The organism is Streptomyces sp. NBC_00388, assembly GCF_036061255.1.
Taxonomy (GTDB): domain Bacteria; phylum Actinomycetota; class Actinomycetes; order Streptomycetales; family Streptomycetaceae; genus Streptomyces.
In genome coordinates, this window is the sequence record NZ_CP107948.1 from 3,472,236 (window position 1) to 3,488,716 (window position 16,481).

Annotated in this window: 16 protein-coding genes; 13 read left to right on the top strand and 3 right to left on the bottom strand. The window is 70.5% G+C overall.

From position 1 onward, the window contains the following. The first annotated feature begins 84 nt into the window (after window positions 1-84). Both OG917_RS15650 and OG917_RS15655 read left to right on the top strand, forming a co-directional pair. The gene (locus tag OG917_RS15650) at window positions 85-2,013 is read left to right on the top strand and encodes an alpha-L-fucosidase (RefSeq protein WP_443058968.1); all 1,929 of its coding nucleotides are present in this window, start codon (window positions 85-87) and stop codon (window positions 2,011-2,013) included. 184 nt (window positions 2,014-2,197) lie between these two features. Continuing rightward, window positions 2,198-2,587 (top strand): VOC family protein, encoded by a 390-nt coding sequence (locus tag OG917_RS15655; RefSeq protein ID WP_328318218.1) that lies wholly within the window; start codon window positions 2,198-2,200, stop codon window positions 2,585-2,587. Here the strand turns inward: OG917_RS15655 and OG917_RS15660 are convergent. Together OG917_RS15660 and OG917_RS15665 are read right to left on the bottom strand one after the other, a co-directional pair. Next, window positions 2,581-2,700, bottom strand: a complete 120-nt coding sequence (locus OG917_RS15660) for an LPFR motif small protein (protein ID WP_328318219.1) — start codon at window positions 2,698-2,700, stop codon at window positions 2,581-2,583. The genes OG917_RS15655 and OG917_RS15660 overlap by 7 nt on opposite strands. Window positions 2,701-2,893: 193 nt before the next feature. Next, entirely contained in the window at window positions 2,894-3,226 is a 333-nt protein-coding gene (locus OG917_RS15665) for a helix-turn-helix domain-containing protein (RefSeq protein WP_328315736.1), read from the bottom strand. A gap of 669 nt (window positions 3,227-3,895) precedes the next feature. Here OG917_RS15665 and OG917_RS15670 point away from each other — a divergent pair. Both OG917_RS15670 and OG917_RS15675 read left to right on the top strand, forming a co-directional pair. Further along, window positions 3,896-4,348, top strand: a complete 453-nt coding sequence (locus OG917_RS15670; RefSeq protein WP_328318220.1) for an ATP-binding protein — start codon at window positions 3,896-3,898, stop codon at window positions 4,346-4,348. A 201-nt stretch (window positions 4,349-4,549) separates the two neighbouring features. Next, a complete protein-coding gene (locus OG917_RS15675; RefSeq protein ID WP_328318221.1) occupies window positions 4,550-5,320 on the top strand; it encodes a formylglycine-generating enzyme family protein in 771 nt (256 codons plus the stop codon). A gap of 204 nt (window positions 5,321-5,524) precedes the next feature. Here OG917_RS15675 and OG917_RS15680 read toward each other — a convergent pair whose 3' ends face one another. Then, the gene (locus OG917_RS15680; protein WP_328318222.1) at window positions 5,525-6,739 is read right to left on the bottom strand and encodes a helix-turn-helix transcriptional regulator; all 1,215 of its coding nucleotides are present in this window, start codon (window positions 6,737-6,739) and stop codon (window positions 5,525-5,527) included. Between the two features lie 115 nt (window positions 6,740-6,854). Between OG917_RS15680 and OG917_RS15685 the strand changes: the two genes are divergently transcribed. The 9 genes from OG917_RS15685 (at window position 6,855) to OG917_RS15725 (ending at window position 16,373) form a co-directional block, all read left to right on the top strand. Then, window positions 6,855-7,499 carry a GTP cyclohydrolase II gene (locus tag OG917_RS15685; RefSeq protein ID WP_328318223.1) on the top strand — a complete coding sequence of 215 codons (645 nt, stop codon included), beginning with the start codon at window positions 6,855-6,857 and terminating at the stop codon, window positions 7,497-7,499. A 49-nt stretch (window positions 7,500-7,548) separates the two neighbouring features. Further along, complete coding sequence (ribD, locus tag OG917_RS15690; RefSeq protein ID WP_328321921.1) at window positions 7,549-8,622, top strand: bifunctional diaminohydroxyphosphoribosylaminopyrimidine deaminase/5-amino-6-(5-phosphoribosylamino)uracil reductase RibD; 1,074 nt, start codon at window positions 7,549-7,551, stop codon at window positions 8,620-8,622. Further along, complete coding sequence (locus OG917_RS15695) at window positions 8,619-9,746, top strand: glycosyltransferase family 2 protein (RefSeq protein ID WP_328318224.1); 1,128 nt, start codon at window positions 8,619-8,621, stop codon at window positions 9,744-9,746. Before ribD ends, OG917_RS15695 begins: the two co-directional genes overlap by 4 nt. Beyond that, entirely contained in the window at window positions 9,743-11,065 is a 1,323-nt protein-coding gene (locus tag OG917_RS15700; RefSeq protein WP_328318225.1) for an MDR family MFS transporter, read from the top strand. Before OG917_RS15695 ends, OG917_RS15700 begins: the two co-directional genes overlap by 4 nt. Continuing rightward, a complete protein-coding gene (locus OG917_RS15705; RefSeq protein ID WP_328318226.1) occupies window positions 11,062-12,225 on the top strand; it encodes a hypothetical protein in 1,164 nt (387 codons plus the stop codon). Before OG917_RS15700 ends, OG917_RS15705 begins: the two co-directional genes overlap by 4 nt. 90 nt (window positions 12,226-12,315) lie before the next feature. Continuing rightward, entirely contained in the window at window positions 12,316-14,196 is a 1,881-nt protein-coding gene (locus OG917_RS15710) for a WD40 repeat domain-containing protein (RefSeq protein ID WP_328318227.1), read from the top strand. Further along, window positions 14,193-15,182, top strand: a complete 990-nt coding sequence (locus OG917_RS15715) for a clavaminate synthase family protein (protein WP_328318228.1) — start codon at window positions 14,193-14,195, stop codon at window positions 15,180-15,182. Before OG917_RS15710 ends, OG917_RS15715 begins: the two co-directional genes overlap by 4 nt. 70 nt (window positions 15,183-15,252) lie before the next feature. Further along, window positions 15,253-15,798: a hypothetical protein gene (locus OG917_RS15720; RefSeq protein WP_328318229.1), complete on the top strand. Its 546-nt coding sequence runs from the start codon at window positions 15,253-15,255 to the stop codon at window positions 15,796-15,798. Continuing rightward, window positions 15,795-16,373, top strand: a complete 579-nt coding sequence (locus tag OG917_RS15725) for an HAD-IA family hydrolase (protein ID WP_328318230.1) — start codon at window positions 15,795-15,797, stop codon at window positions 16,371-16,373. Before OG917_RS15720 ends, OG917_RS15725 begins: the two co-directional genes overlap by 4 nt. Window positions 16,374-16,481 lie beyond the last annotated feature (108 nt).

The window sequence follows — 16,481 nt, forward strand, 5'->3', positions numbered from 1 at the left end:
TGCTGCCCGACGGACAGACATTGGATGTCTAGACCATTCTGGGTCGTTCGTTCCACTCTGTGTCCACGGACCGAAGGAGCACTCATGGGAACGCCTGTCGGGCGACGCAACCTACTGGCCATGGGGGTTGGGGTCGCTTCCTTGCCACTTCTCTCCGCGGCACCAGCAGCCGCCGCTCCCGGGAAGAGCGCACCGATCAGCCTCTCGCAGGCTGGAGATCGGACCAAAGATCGGATTTCTTCTGCACCGCAGATCGCGATCGAGGCAGCCGACACTCCGGACACCATCGTGCGCAAGGCAGCCCACGTCGTCCCCCGGCCCTCGCAAGTCACCTGGCAGCAGCGGGAGGTGACCGCGTTCACACACTTCGGCATGAACACCTTCACCGACCGCGAATGGGGATCGGGCGCCGAGAACGAGGCGACGTTCGACCCCACCGGGATCGACGCCGACCAGTGGATGCGCGCCTACAAGGCGGCCGGAGCCCGCCAGGTGATGTTCACCGCCAAGCACCACGACGGCTTCGTCCTCTTCCCCACCCGCTACACCAACCACTCGGTGATCGCCAGTCCCTGGTGGATCCGCACGGCCGGCTGCTCCGACGGGGAGCAGGACGCCACCGCCAGGGCGCGCCAACAGGCCGAGGCCCACCGTTCCGGCGACCCGGCCGCCTACTGGCGGGCCCGGAACGCCGGCTGCCGCAACCCCCAGGGCGACATCCTCGGGACCTATCTCAAGGCGGCCCGCCGGGCCGGCCTCAAGGTCGGCGTCTACCTCTCCCCCGCCGACGGCTCCGAGCAGCCGCACGCCTGGCACGCCCGGTACGTGGAGCAGATCCGCGCGAAACAGGCCGCGGGGCAGTCCCTCAGCATCGAGGAGCAGGCCACGCTCGATGACGGCGACCGCTCCCCCGGCGGACAGGGCCGTTACGGCAGCGGGAGCCCGGTCGTCCGCCGTACCATCCCGACCCTCGTACCCGACGACGACCGGGCCACCGACCTGGCCGCGCACCGGATCCCGTCCTTCACCGTGCGGGCCGACGACTACAACGCGTACTACCTGAACCAGCTCTACGAGCTGTTCACGCAGTACGGCCCCATCGACGAACTGTGGCTCGACGGCGCCAACCCCTGGACCGACGCCGGGATCACCGAGAAGTACGACTTCACCGCCTGGTTCCGGCTCATCCACGCGCTCTCGCCGGACACCGTCACCTTCGCGGGCCCGCAGGGGACGCGCTGGATCGGCAACGAGGACGGGGTGGGCCGCACCACGGAGTGGAGCGTCACCCCCGCCACCGCGGACCCCGCCACCGCACACGGCGAAGGGCTGCTCCCGGACGGCGCCCAGGCCGCCGACATCGGCTCCCGCGACAAGATCACCGCGCCGGGGGTCGAGTACCTGCAGTGGTTCCCCGCCGAGGCGGACGTCTCGCTGCGCCCTGGCTGGTTCTTCCACGCGGACGAGAAGCCCAAGACACCGCGGCAACTGGTCACGATCTACGAGCAGTCGGTGGGCCGCAACGCCGTACTCCTGCTCAACGTCCCGCCGGGCAAGGACGGCCGCATCGCCGCACCCGACGTCGCCTCGCTCACCGCGTTCGGCGACTCGGTCACCGCGACGTACGGCCGCAACCTGCTCACGGGGGGACGCGGACGCCGCGACCCCGTTCTGCGCACCCTCACGGACGGCCGCCTCACCACCGCCTGGTCGCCGTCGCACGCGGCCACCACGGGCGACCTCACGGTGCGGCTCCCGGCGGCCCGCACCTTCGACCGCGTCCGGCTCGGCGAGGACATCACCCGGGGCCAGCAGGTGGAGCGGTTCGCGGTCGACATCTGGACCGGCACCGCCTGGCAGCAGACGGCCGCCGGCACCACCATCGGCTACGCCCGCATCCTGGCACTGCCCGCTCCGGTGAGCACCGACCGCATCCGGATCAGGATCCTTCAGGCCCGTGCCGCTCCGCGCCTCGCGACGGCATCGCTCCATCTCGCGGTGGAGCCGGCGTAGACCGGAGCGGACCCGGCGGGCAGAAGGCCGGTCAGGGCGCACCGGAGGCGTCCGAAGTTCCGGAGGAGCCTGTGTAGTTGACGGACCTTCTCCCTGTGCCCCGGCGGGCGTGCGGTCCCCCCGCCGGGGTAGTCGTCCCCCGAGCCGGACAAGGATGCGCAGCAGACCGACACCAGGGAGAGCCATGCCAGTCCCGAAAACCACCGTGCTGGTGCTCGACTGCTCCGAGCACGGGGAACTCGCCGAGTTCTACGCCCAGTTGCTCGGCGCGGAGATACGCATGGGGACCGACCCCGATGTCATGGAGGTCATCGGGAACAACGGTGTCCACCTGGCGGTCCGCCGGGACCACGGATACGCCCCGCCGAGCTGGCCGCGCCCCGACGACGCGTCGCAGGCACATCTGCGCATCCTCGTCTCCCACGAGGACATGGACGAGGCCGAACGCGAGGCGATCAGCCTGGGCGCCCGGCCGCTGGACACCAAGGACAACGGCGGCAAGCACGACGTCCGCATGTACTCCGACCCGGCAGGGCACTCGTTCGCGCTGGTGGTCTCCACCCGCGCTCAGTGACCGCCGCGCGACGCCCCGCCGAAGAGCCGGGCCAGGGCCCGGAAGGGCAGGGACACCACGGAGGCGATGGTGCCCCCGATGGCGCGCAGCACGTCCGCGATGGCACTGAGCATGGCTCCTCCTGAATGACCGCCCACCCCGGGGCGACCTGTCGCTCTGCCCGATACCTCCAGCTTCCTCCTGATTGCTGAGCGCGGCAGCGCGACAGCCCGGCAGCCCGGCAGCCCGGGTCGGATGTCGCCCTTGGTCCGGTGCCGTGCGGCAGGCCGCCGTGGGGCGGGCCGCCGGTGGTCAGGCCGCCGGTGGTCAGGTGTCGGAGCGGGGCTCCGCGGCGGACCGGCGGTGGTCCTCGTTGATGCGCTTGGCCTCTTCGAGCTGGTCCTCAAGGATCACGATGCGGCAGGCGGCCTCGACCGGGGTCCCCTGGTCGACGAGTTCACGGGCGCGGGCGGCGATCCGCAGCTGGTAGCGGGAGTACCGGCGGTGGCCGCCGTCGGAGCGCAGCGGGGTGATCAGGCGGGCTTCACCGATCGCCCGCAGGAATGCCGGGGTGGTGCCGAGCATGTCGGCGGCCCGCCCCATGGTGTAGGCGGGATAGTCGTCGTCGTCGAGACGGCCGAGCGGGTTTTCTGCGGTCACTTGCACCTCGGTTCGAAGAACGCGTCGAGGGCCCTGGTGCCGTACGGCACCAGGGCCCCGAGGGATTTGAACACCACCTGCCGGCCTATGGCAACGCCGGCCTTGTTGATCCGCACCGTCTCCGAGGGGGCTGGGACGTGCGCGGGGATCGCGGATGCGTGACCGTGGGACCACCTTCCGTTCCGGGGCCTTCGGTACCCGGGCCGACTGCTCGCGCCCGGGCGATCCTGATGGCGTCTGCCTCCTTCTCCTGTCTTTCCTGCTCCTCAACTGCCTGCCACTTCGGTCCTGCGTAACGCGCGGCCCCTCACGAGCCGCCGGCCCGACAGTCAGCGACGAGACCCCGAGAGCCTTCCGGCCCCGCCACTCCACCGTCGTGCCACCTGCTACCGCGGTCCTGCCTGCACTGCCGCGGTCCTGCCCACGCGGCAGTTCGTTCCTGCCGCGCCCTTCTCGATTTCTTGGCTACGGGAAGAAACTAACCCCCTCCCCCTCCGCATGTCTACCCCCGTCACGACAGATTTCCTGACTGGATGAATGCCGGACTCCTGACACCCTGGCACCGCGAAAGCTGCGCCAGAAGAGGGGGCAAAGGTGTGAAGGACGCGCGGCCGGGCATACGGACTGTCACGACCGAGCGGCACAACCGATCGCAGGTGGGTGACGCACATGAACAGCACGATGAGCACCATCACCCCGGCGGCTCCCACGCCGACCGTGGTACGAGGCAACAGCTCGGACAGCATCCACCAGGCGCGTGAGGCCGTCCGCGCCTTCAGCGACGGCCTCTCCCCGGCCCCGGACCCAGCCTCGGCGGAGGCCCTCGTCCTGGTGGTCTCCGAACTCGCCACCAACGCCGTACGCCACGGTGGCGGCAGCTACACCCTCAGGCTCTCCACCGACACCGCGACGATGACCGCCGCGGTGAGCGACCGCAGCCCGGCGCTGCCACGCGCGCGGGTCCCCGACCTCAACGACGGCACCGGCGGCTTCGGCTGGCACATGGTCCGCCGCCTCACCAGGGAGCTGACCGTCACCCCCGGACCCGGCTCCGGCAAGACGATCCACGCGAGGCTCAGCCGACAGGAGCCGGCGACGGCCTCGGCCTGCCTCCCGGCGTGACCGAACCCGGCGAACGGGCCGTCCACCGCCGCGCCCTGCCCCGGACGCGGAGAACAGAACCCCGGGCCGCGGCGACCGGGCCCCGGGGTATCCGCGATGTCCTGCCCCAACTTCCGCCGGGATGGTGCCTGTTCGGCGCGCACAGGCGATCATGGTGCCCTTGGATCACGGTGCCCTTACCGGCCCGGTTGAGGAGGAGCTATGCAGGTCGATCCGGTGGACTGGGTGGAGATCCCGGCCGGGGTACTCCGTCGGGGCACCCCGGTTGATGACATCCCGCTGGTGGCCGACCGGTACGCCGACACCCGGGTGCCGGTGGAGTGGTACCGCAAGGAAGCCCCGCGTACGGAGATCGCCCTCCCGGCCTTCCGGATCGCCCGCACGCCGGTCACCGTCGGTCAGTGGGCCTTGTTCGCCGCGGCCACCGGCCGGCCGGCCCCCCGGGCACCCGGAGACCATCCCGTCACCGGCGTGAACTGGGATGCGGCGACGGCCTACTGCCTGTGGCACGGCGAGCGGACCGGTGACCCGGGAGTCAGACTGCCCACGGAGGACGAGTGGGAACGCGCCGCCCGTGGTGATGACGGCCGGGAGTTTCCGTGGGGAGCCGAATACCGCACCGGGCTGGCCAATCTGGTGGACTCCGGCATCGGTACGACCACCCCCGTGGGCTCTTTCCCCGAGGGGGCCAGCCCGTTCGGGGTTCTGGACATGGCGGGCAACGCCGACGAGTGGACATCCACGCTGTACGCCCCCTACCCAGGGGCCCCCGACGACGTGCCGCAGGTCGAGGACTGGGCCTTCGACCCCCACATCACCCGCGGCGGCGCGTTCCGCCACGATCGCGATCTGGCCCGGTGCGCACGCCGCCACGGCGCGTACGAGAAGGACCTGGCAGCTATCGGCGTCGGGTTCCGCCTGGCGGCGCCGGCTGTCGATCCTGCCGGTGGCGAAGTGGTCGGCGGACCCTGATCGTCCACACCCGGCGCCACTGAACGGTCTCTTCCGGTCAGCCCGCACCGCCGAGCAGTACGGCGACGGCGACAGGGCGGAGACGACGTCGGTGCCCGGACCGGAGGAGCGGACGCCGATCACCGGGGTTCACCGGGGTTCACCGGGCGTGAGTTCACATCGGTGCTGGACGGATCCGTCGACCGGAGTTCGGCCGTCGCGGCGTCAGGAATCGATTCCTTCATCAAGAAATCCTGCTTTGGCGATGAGATAGGCGAGCTGAGCGCGGCTGCGACTGTTGAAGATCTCCGTCGCCTTGCGGACATGGGTGGCCACGGTTCTGACGCTCATGCCGAGCCGCCCCGCGATGGCCTCGTCCGTATAGCCGTTCACCATGAGCTGCAGAACGGATCTTCGCTTTTCGTCGGAGAGCAGCGGAGGGCGGTAGGCGCCGGGAGAGTACTGGAGGGGAGTGGCGCGCTCCCAAGCATGCTCAAACATTTTCACGAAGTACCGGATAAGGCCCGGATGTTCTATCGCCAAAGCGGTCTGGCTTCGCTGCTCACCGGGATCGGGCACGAATGCGATTCGCTGATCGCACACGATGATCCGGTCGAACACCTCGTCCAGCGTCCGCACTTCCGCCCCCGCGGCGGATATCTGCTCCACATAGAAGAGTGTGGGGCTGTGGGAGCGCACGGTGTGCTGGTAGATCGTGCGCTGCCGCACCCCGCGGCGCAGTGCGGGCAGGTCGCTTTCGAGGGCCTTCGCCAGGAGTTCCTGCGGCCGGCCGCCGCCGGGCTGGGCGGTGAGGAGTTCCTCCTGGCACGACTCCACGGCGGAGGTGAGGGTGGTGCTGATGACCTCAGCGCCGCTGATGACACGGGCCGCCTGGACGCCGTCCTCGCGGTAGCTGTCGCGGTAGACCTGCTCGGCCCTGTGGAGTGACGCGCGGACCGATTCGAGGTCGTGCTGCCGGCGGTCGATGGCCGCCTCCATGGGGCGCACCAGGCCGCGGGTGGCCAGACCGGGCTGAATGGCGACCGGCCGGTCGCCGGCTGTCAGCCGGATAAGTCCCAGGCGCGTCAGACACTCCGGGGATTGCTCATTTATGGAATGTCCTTTCAAAATTCGCGCATAGAAGTCCAGCCCCTTCTCGCAGATCTCGTACGCCTGGATATTATTCAATATGTCCGCTTCGGTACACATTTGCACATCCTTCACGTTCTCGCGATGCATGATCCTGCCACAAATTTCCCCTGTCACCAGGTCGGAGCAGACAGCAAGATTCTTGTAAGACACCACGACAACACGCCCCGGCTTTGATGCGGGGAAACAGGGGGCAGCTGCATGTTCAACGAAAAGAATTTCCGCAGAGCAGTCGGCGCGTTTGTCCTTGCGGTTTCTATTTCCATTGGATCGTTCGCCGCGAATTCCCACGATCCGCAGTCCAAGGCATCCGCATCCACCGATCGGACGGATGACTCGCAATGGGGATGATCCCCGCTCGGCTCGGCATTTCTTACTCGTAGAACCAGCTGCAGGGTGGTCAGGTATGCACACAGAAGGAAAAGAGAGCGTGATCGTCGCGCCCGCTGCGGCCGTCCGGGTCAGAGCGCGCGTCGAGGTGCCCGTCAACGTTCCCGGACTGGGACGCCGGACGAGCACCATGGTCAGTTTTCACGGGCTGCACGACGGCCGCGAGCACATCGCCCTTCTCCTGCCCGGGTGGCAGAAGAGGAGCGATCCGCTGGTCCGGGTTCATTCCGAATGCCTCACGGGCGATGTGTTCGGCTCGCAGCGTTGCGACTGCGGACCACAACTCCATGAGGCCCTCACCATCTGCTCCCACGAAGGCGGCATCATCCTGTACCTGCGGCAGGAGGGACGTGGCATCGGGCTGTACAACAAGTTCGACGCCTACCTGCTGCAGGACCAGGGCCTGGACACCTTCGAAGCGAACGCGGCGCTCGACTTCGGTCACGACATGCGGGATTACCGCGTGGCGGCCGAAATGCTGAAGGCCCTGGGCGTGCCTGAGATCCGGCTCCTGTCCAACAACCCGGAGAAGGGCGCCCAGTTGCGTGCGCACGGCGTTGCCATAGCCGAGGTCGTCACCACGGGAACCTTCGTCAACGAGAACAACCACGCCTACCTCACCGCCAAGCGCGAACGAGCCGGTCATGCCCTCGAAGTCTGAGGCGCGGGCCGCACCCGCGGGCGTCGTCACCCCGCGGGAGTCGGACGCCATGCGCCGGGCTCTGGAACGTGCCGCGGCGCAGGTGGGGTCGACCGGCGAGAACCCGGCGGTCGGCTGTGTCCTCCTCGACGCGGACGGTGCCACCATCGCGACCGGCGCACACCGGGGTCCCGGCACCCCGCACGCGGAGGTCGCCGCACTGCGGCAGGCCGACGGGCGCCAACGCGGCGCCACCGCCGTGGTCACCCTGGAGCCCTGCGACCATCAGGGGCGTACGGGCCCGTGCTCCCAGGCTCTGATCGAAGCCGGGATCCGGCGGGTGCTGTACGCGGTGGCGGACCCGAACCTGGTCGCGGCCGGCGGAGCGCGGCGCCTGCGGGACGCGGGGGTCGAGGTCGTCGGCGGAGTGCTCCAGGCGGAGGGCGAGACGGTCCTGGAGATGTGGCTCGCCGCCGTACGCACCGGACGGCCCTTCGTCACCTGGAAGTTCGCCACCACCCTGGACGGCCGCAGTGCCGCAGCCGACGGCTCGTCCCGCTGGATCAGCTCTGCCGAGTCCCGGGCCCACGCACATGAACTGCGCGCCCGGCACGACGCGATTCTCGTCGGATCGGGTACCTGGCGGGCCGACAACCCCCGGCTGGACCTGCGCCACGGCGTCGTGGGGCGCCCTCCCCTGAGAGTGGTACTGGACGCCCGAGGCGAACTGCCGCCGGATTCCCGCCTGCTGGACGGTGTCAATCCGACGCTCGTGGTGACCGGGCCCGGTGTCGCGGTCGCGGGTATCGCCGAGGACGACGTGCTGCGTCTGAAGACCGACGTACACGGGCACTTTCCGCCGCTCGCCCTGCTTGAGGCGCTGCACCGAAGGGGAGTGCGGTCCGTGCTGGTCGAGGGGGGACCGGCACTCGCCTCCGCCTTCGTACGCGCAGGGCTCACCGACCGGGTCGTCGCCTACGTCGCACCGATGCTGCTGGGCTCCGACGGCGTCAGTGCCATCGGAGAGCTGGGAGTCGGGTCGATCGATGACGCCGAGCGGCTCCGCATCACCGCGGTGGACCGGATCGGCGGCGATCTGCGGGTCGAACTCCGGCCCGCCGACTGGACGCGAGGGACACAATGACCGGTTTTCTCCTCCCCCACGCCCGTCTCGCACCCCAGGAGCTGCCCAGGGCCGATGACCGGGAACTGCCCCCGGTCACGATCCTCATCCCGTTCTACCGTGAGACCACCGAGATCCTGCGCCGCTCCGCCGGCATGCTCCAGTTCCTGGACTATCCGCACGACAGACTGTCGGTGCGCTGGCTCGTCGACGCCCGGCATCCCGAGGACGTGACGGCCGCCGAGACCGTCGCCGCGTCGGTGCGGGCGGGCTTCGGCGGCGAGCTGCGGGTCGTGGCCGTCCCCTCGATGACGCCGAAGGCCAAGGCGCTCAACCACGTACTGCGCGAGGTCGGCGACCCGATCGTCGCGCTCTACGACGCCGACACGGTCCCGGACCCGGCTCAGCTCCGCCAGGCCGTCGCCGCGCTCGACGCGCGCGACCTCGATGTCGTCGACGCCATCGAACTCCCCGAGGCGGGCGGTGACCTCGTCAACCGTGTCACGCTCGCGCAGTCGGCCGCGTTCTTCGGCGCCATGGAGTACGTCAACCGCCGTACCGGCATGCACATGCTGCTCGGGAGCTCGATCTACTTCCGCCGCAAGGCCCTGAGCGAGGTCGGACCGCTCCGCGAGGACGGCGTCGAGGAGCTGTACGAGTGGGCGGTGCGGGCTGCCGCCGCCGGTGTGCGCATGGGGCGCATCGTCTCCTTCTCGTACGGGACCCGCACATCGGTGGTCGGGCCCGCGCTGCGCCAGCGCACTCGGTGGATTCGCGGCCAGCTGGACATCGGCTTCAGCTTCCTGCGCGGGGCGCCGCTGCCTGCGCGACCGCGGACCGCCGTCGCGCTGATGACCCTCAGCCTGCTCGCCCAGCTCAGTGTGGGGCCGGTGGTGGCCGGAGCAGTGCGCTATCGCGCGCTGCGCGTTCCCGCCGCCGCGCTGCTCGCCGGTGAGGTGCTGCGCATCCGCAGCGTCTCCCGCGATCCGGTGTGGGAGGTACTGCGGGTGGGCTCGGGCTGGGTCTTCCTGCTGCCGTTCGAGCTCCTTGAGTCGGCCTCGGCCTGGCGCGCGGTCTGGGAGCTGGCGACGGGCCGCGACACCTGGCACACGGTGCGCCCGGGGGCCGGGAAGGGCACAGCATGATCGATCTGGGTCTTCCCCGCATTCCGCAGCGGCGCCGCATCTTCTCCTCCGTCTTCATCGACACCTTCGGCTGGGGCCTGTTCGCCCCGCTGGCGTTCCTCTACTTCTCCTTCGGTACCGGACTGTCCTTCTCGGCCATCGGCTCGGCGGTCAGCGCCGGTACGCTCGCGGCCCTTCCGACGGCTCTGCTGGCCGGCTGGCTGGTCGACCGGTTCTCCCCCAAGTCCGTGCTGGTGGCGAGCAATCTGGTCACCGCAGTGGGCTACGCCCTCTACCCGTTCGCCTCCGAGTGGACGCTGATCGCCGTGGCGACGTTCCTGGTGATGGCCGGGGACCGGCTGTACTGGGCGAGTTGGCCCGTGATCGTGCTGGACCTGGCATCGGGACGCAAACTCGACGCCACCTACGCGGCGGTCGGGACCATCAAGAACTTCACCGTGGCCACCGGAGCCCTGGTGAGCTCGGGACTGACCATCGCGTTCGGCCGCGGGGCCGCGGACCTGGTACTGGCCCTGAACGTGATCACGTCGCTCGTCGCCGCGGTGCTCCTGGCCGGGGTCCGCGTCTCATCGGACCGGCCGGCCCCGAGGACGGGGGATCCGGAGGAGAAACCCGGCTGGCGGACCGCGGTGAGGGACCACGCGTTCACGGGATTCTGCTTCTCCTTCATGCTCCTCACCTTCGCCTGGGCGCTGCCCGCGACGATCCTGCCCGCCTACGCCGTGAAGATCATGGACCTGCCCGGCTGGGCACCGGCCTTGTTCCTCGGTATCAACAGCGTCGCCACCATGCTGGCGCAGATGCCGGTGACGGCGAAGGTCTCCCGCGTCCCGCGGCCGCGGTTGATCGTGCGGGCCGCACTGATCTTCGTCGTGGTCTTCACCGGGCTCTACTTGGTGACCAAGCTCCCAGCCACCCTCGCGATCGCGCTGCTCGTCCCCGTGATGCTGATCTTCACGCTGGGCGAAATGATCAGCTTGCCCGCGGCGAACGCCCTGGTGGCCAGCAGCGCGCCGGTGGCGATCCGCGGCCGGTACATGTCGCTCTTTCAGCTCTCCTGGGCGGTCTCCGGCCTCTTCATCCCCCTGCTGGCCGGGTTCGTGCTGGACCACGGGGCCCTGTGGGTGTGCACCGCGTTCGGCGGGATCGCGCTGCTCGCGGCGATCGGGATCCAGGCCACTGCGTACCGGGTCGCTCCCGCCGGGACACAGGAGCAACCGGACGCTCCCGCGGAGGACCGCGGGAGCGACGGACCGGCTGCCCACGAGAACGGCCGGAACGAAAGCTGCGCGCCCGTACCCACCAAGGATGCGATATGACGGAGACTCCGGCCGGGGCCCACGGCCACGACAGGCCCCGCTACCCCGGGATCAGGGTCATGGCTCACCCCCGGCGGCGGAACCAGGCCGAGGCCCTGCTCGCCCAACTGCGCACCGACGACCGGCTGCTCGTCCTCGATCCGGATCCGGACGGGCCGCCGAGCCCTCTGCGCACCGCGGCGTCCGCCTGGGCCGGCCCGTACGGCGAAGCGAGCCACCGGCTCGTGCTCCAGGACGACGTGCTCCCCGCGAACGGCTTCCTGGGTCTCGTCGCGGAGGCCATCGAGCACCGCCCCGGCGATCCCCTCGCCTTCTACAGCAACTGGAACCACTGGAACGGCTCGGCCGTGCGGCTCGCCGCGCTCAGCGGCGCCGGCTGGGCCAGGGCGATCCCGGACGAGTACGCGCCCTCACTGGCCGTGGCACTGCCGTGTGCCCTGGCCGCCGAGTTCGCCCACTACGCACAGGGACTGCTCTCCCAGGACACGCCGCCCGACGACGAGGCTCTGGCAGCCTTCCTGCGGGAGCGGAACACAGCACTGTTCATCGCCGTGCCCAACCTGGTCGAGCACAAGGGCGGCGAGAGCCTGGTCGGCAACGACGTACAAGGGCCCCGGCTCTCGCCCTGCTTCGCCGGCGACGCGGCGGGCGGCCGGGGGAGCCAAGTCACGCTCGGAGCCCTGGACTTCTACCCGCACTTCTTCAAGGGGCACGTCTACGGGATCACCCCCACGGGCCCGCGCGGCAGCTACGTGAAGACCTACTGGGACGAGAGCGTCCAGGCGCTGGGAATCGACCCGGACCAGGTCAGGGAGCTGGCACGGCGCGAGCCCGCACCCGCGGAGCTGTTGCGCCACCTCGGCAACGCCGGACTGCAGATCCACCACGCCATCGCGGCCTGGACGGCCGCCGTGCTGTACGGCGCCGCCGTGGAGCGCCTCCGCGCCGCACCGGATCGCCCACCGGCCGGTACCCGGGGTCCGGACCCCGCCGTCCGCGCCCGTGCTGTCGAGACCATCCCGCTGGGCGGCCTGGCCCAGGTGGTCGGACTCCCGCTGCTGCGCCGGGTCATGGACCCGCTGCGCGGGCTCACCGAGGAGGGCCTGCACGCCGGAGCGGAGCTGGCAGCCGCCGCGGCGCCCCTGGGTACCGCCCACTAGCTGCGGGCCGGCCCGGCGTACCTGCTCTTTTCACCTTCCTTCCTTTCCTTCCTTTCCTTCCATCTGCTCTGTCAGGAGTTCGAGAAGACCATGCGGACAGTCGATGTGTTCCACCCGCAGCTCCCGAGCGACAGCACCGCTGTGCACGCCTCCCCCCAGACCTCCGTGGCGTTCAGCCCGGACGGCGTCCACTACGCCAGCGCCGGGTACGACGGCCGGGTCGCCCTGTGGGACCGGTCCGGGACCGCCCCGCTCTGGGTCGGCCATCACTCGCGGCTGGTCAACGGGGTGCGGTTCTCACCCTCGGGCCGCCTCCTCGCCAGCGGTTCGGCCGACAAGACCTGCCGCATCTGGGAGGTGGCCACCGGCCGCCAGATCCAGTTGCTCGCACGGCAGCCCGACGACCTCAACGCACTGGCGTGGCTGGACGAGAACCGTCTGGTCACGGTCTCGCAGGACGGAACGGGCCGGATCTGGGACATTCGCACCGGCGTGCTCGAAGAGGGCGTGATCTTCCACGCCGACCACTGCATGTCGGTCGACGCCGCGCCCACGGGAGTACTGGCCAGCTGCGGCGAGGACGCCACCATCCGCCTGTGGGACACCAACGGCTCACTGCTGCGTGACCTGCCCCAGGCCGGGCACGCCGAGATGTGCCGCTGGTCCCCCGACGGGACCCTGCTCGCCGCGAGCTGCGACGACGGCTTCGTGCACATCGTGAGCACCGAAGGAGAGCTCGTCACCAAGGTCGGCCCGTACACCGCCGCCGTGAAGTCCGTCGCCTGGTCCCAGGACGGCACGCGGATCGTCATCGGGGCCTACGACAGCACGATCACCCTCTGGGACATCGCCGACTGCCGCCCGCTGGTGCGCTGGTACGGCGCCCACTTGTGGCCCCGCTCGGTGGACTGGTCCGTGGACGGCAGAACCGTGATCGCGGGTACGTTCTCGGCTCTGCCCGCGGTGATCGACGTACCCGAGATCCCGGCGGACGCCCTGCCCGACGAGGTACGGGAGATCACGCTTGAGGCACCGGTGTCCACACACGGCGTCAACCACGTCTCGGCCGCCGGAGAGGTGCTGGCAGCCGGCAGCGACAACGGCACGATCCGTGTCTGGAGCCACCGCGGCGCCACCGCGTCCGAGGTGCCCGTGGGCAACGGCAGCCTGATCAACACGGTCGCCGTCTCCGCCGAGCTGCCAGGGCTCGTCGCCTACGGCTCGTTCTCCGGGCGCGTGGGCGTGGCCGACGCCGCGACCGGACGGGACATCGCCCACGTCGAGCGTGCGCACCCGGTGAACCGGGCCGCCTGGTCGCCGGACGGAAAGCGGCTTGCGGTCGCCGACTACGAGGGCGGACTCGACCTGTACACCTGGACGGGGAGCGAACTGGTCCCCGGCGTCCACTACAAGGGCCATGACGGGTCCATCAAGGACGTGTCCTGGGTGGACGCGGACCGGCTGGTCACCTACTCGACCGACCGCCAGGCGCACCTGATCACCGCGGAGGGGGCACTGATCCGCTCCTTCGGCGGCCACGGCGAGCTGATCAACGGAGGGTCGGTGACCAGCGTGGCAGGCAGGGCGCTGCTCGCCACCGTCTCCCGTGACCGCACCAGCCGCATCTACGACCTGGAGACCGGGGAGCTGCTCCAGGTCCTGGTCGGCCATGACGAGTCGGCCAAGTGCGCCGCCTGGCACCCGGGTGGCGAACCCCTGCTCGTCACCGGGTCGTACGACTACACCGCCCGGCTGTGGGTCCTCGACCCCAGGAGTCTCGCCCCGCTCCACAGCCATGTGCTGGAGGGGCACGGCAGCGCGGTCAGTGCGGTGTCCTGGCTCGGCGACGACGCGATCACCGCCTCCTGGGACAGCAGGGTGCTCGCCTGGACGCCCGACGCGGACCCCACCAGGGCGCCGGCCCACGCCGAACTCGCCACCGACTGGCAGACCACGGGAGGCTCCCGATGACATCCCTGAGGACGCGAGTTAGTTCTCCCGCCTCACTCGCCCTGTCCGGGGCCGAGACCGAGGCGGTACGGCGGGCCGCGGAAACCGTGTGCCGCGCCGCGGGCGGCCGGCTGGACGACCCGGAGACGACGGCCGCGGCGCGCGGAGGCTGGGAGGAGGTGCCCGGCCGGCTGCGTGCGGCCGTACGCACCTTCCGCAGGGACTCGGGCGACTGCGGGGTGATGCTGGTCAGGGGGCTTCCGGTCGACGAGGCTCTGCTCCCGCCCACCCCGGCGGTGGACGGTTCCGTACGCCGGGGCGCGACGGTGCCGGCCGCCGCGCTGCTGATGACCGCGGCCGGTGGCCTGGGGGACCCGGCCGCGTACGCGCCGGAGAAGTCCGGCGCGCTGGTACAGGACGTCGTGCCGGTGCCGGGCAAGGAGGACTTCGAGGGCAACGCGGGGTCCACCCTGCTCTCCTTCCACATCGAGAACGCCTTCCACGTCCACCGTCCGGACTTCGTGATGCTGCTGTGCCTGCGCGCGGACCACGACGGCGCGGCCGGTCTGCGCACCGGATCGATCCGCCAGGCGCTGCCCACGCTGTCGCAGCGCACGCGGGAGGCCCTTTTCCGCCCGGAGTTCAGCACGCAGCCGCCGCCCTCCTTCGGAACGACGGACGCGGACACACCGCCGCGCCCGGTGCTCTGCGGCGACCCGGAGGACCCCGACCTGCGCGTCGACTTCTCCGCCACCACGGCCATGACGCGCGAGGCGCGTCAGGCGCTCGCCGAGCTGGAGGCGGCCGTCGACGCCACCTCCCACACGGTCCGGCTGACGGCGGGAGACCTCGTGATCGTGGACAACCGGGTGACCACGCACGGGAGGACCGCCTTCCGCCCACGCTACGACGGGCGTGACCGCTGGCTGCTGCGCACCTTCGCGGTGGCCGACCTGCGGCGCTCCCGCGGCCACCGCCCCGGCGACGGCTACGTGCTGAGTCACTGACCTCTGCCTGCCGGGGTCCGGTCCTGGAGGCCGGACCCCGGCGCTCCTACACAACAGAGGGAACGAAGGCATGCCGTACATGGACACCGGGCTCCACATCAACACGGTCACCCTGGGCAACTCCCGCCGGATCTGCGCGATCTGGCGCGTGAGCGTACCCGTCGGCCGGCAACCGGCCTGCAAGTTCGCCTTCGCGCTCCTGCTCCCGCGTCGCGGGCCGGAACAGGACTGGGCCGCCGAGATCGCGCTCGGCGCGGTCGAGGAGCAGCGACTCCGCGACGGGCCGGTATGTGTGGACCTCACCACCACGGTGGACGGCATCTCGGTGGAAGCGCTGCGGCCCGGTCTGTGCGGGTCCGATCTGCTGGAGATTTCCCGTGCGGCGCTGGGCGAGGGCCAGCAGGAATGGGCCGGGCTGGCTCACCGGGACGCGCCGGCCTTCCACGCCCTGGCGTCCGACAGCTACGTGATGCTGCGCCACGCCGCGGTCGTGACCGTCGGCGGCCCGGCGGGCCCGGGAGGCTCCACCCATATCGTCCACGAACGGGAGCACCGGGTCCTGCGGGCGTACATGGCAGCCCTTCTCGCGAACGCCCGAGCGGAGAAGACGTCGTGATCATCGCTTTCGACCTGATGGACACCTTGCTGTCGGACCCCTACCGATCGGCGCACGAACAGGCCTTCGGCATCACGTACGAGGAGTTCGAGCAGCGCCGCCCCCCGGGCCTCTACCACCGTCTGGAACGCGGTGAGATGGAGGAGGGGGCCTACTGGGACGCTCTGCGGGACGCCGGGCTGTCGTTCGACACGTCGGTATTCCACCGCACGAGGAGGAGCGGCTACGCATGGCTGGAGGGGATGCGCGAGCTCGTGGCGGAGTGCGCGGGCGCGCACCGGACGGTGATCGCTTCCAACTACCCCTCGTGGATCGAGGAGATCGGGAGGGACCTGCTCAGGGGGACGGGGCTCGAAATCTTCGCCTCGTACCGTCTCGGCGTACGGAAGCCGTCCGAGCGGTTCTTCCACCTGCTGTGCGAGAGGACCGGGGTCGGGCCGGCGGACCTGGTCCTGATCGATGACACACGGGCGAACACGGACGCGGTGGCAGAGCTCGGAGGTCTCGGCATCCCCTTCGAATCGGCCGCCGCCACCCGCCGGCACCTCCGCGCGAGCGGTGTACTGACCGGCTGAGCCGCCGCTGCACGCGCCGGAGCCGCGGTGCGGGTGCGGTGCGGTGCGGGTGCGGTGCGGTGCGGTCAAGAAGCTGGACACGGGGCGCGCCGGGCTGGAGGCGCAGGG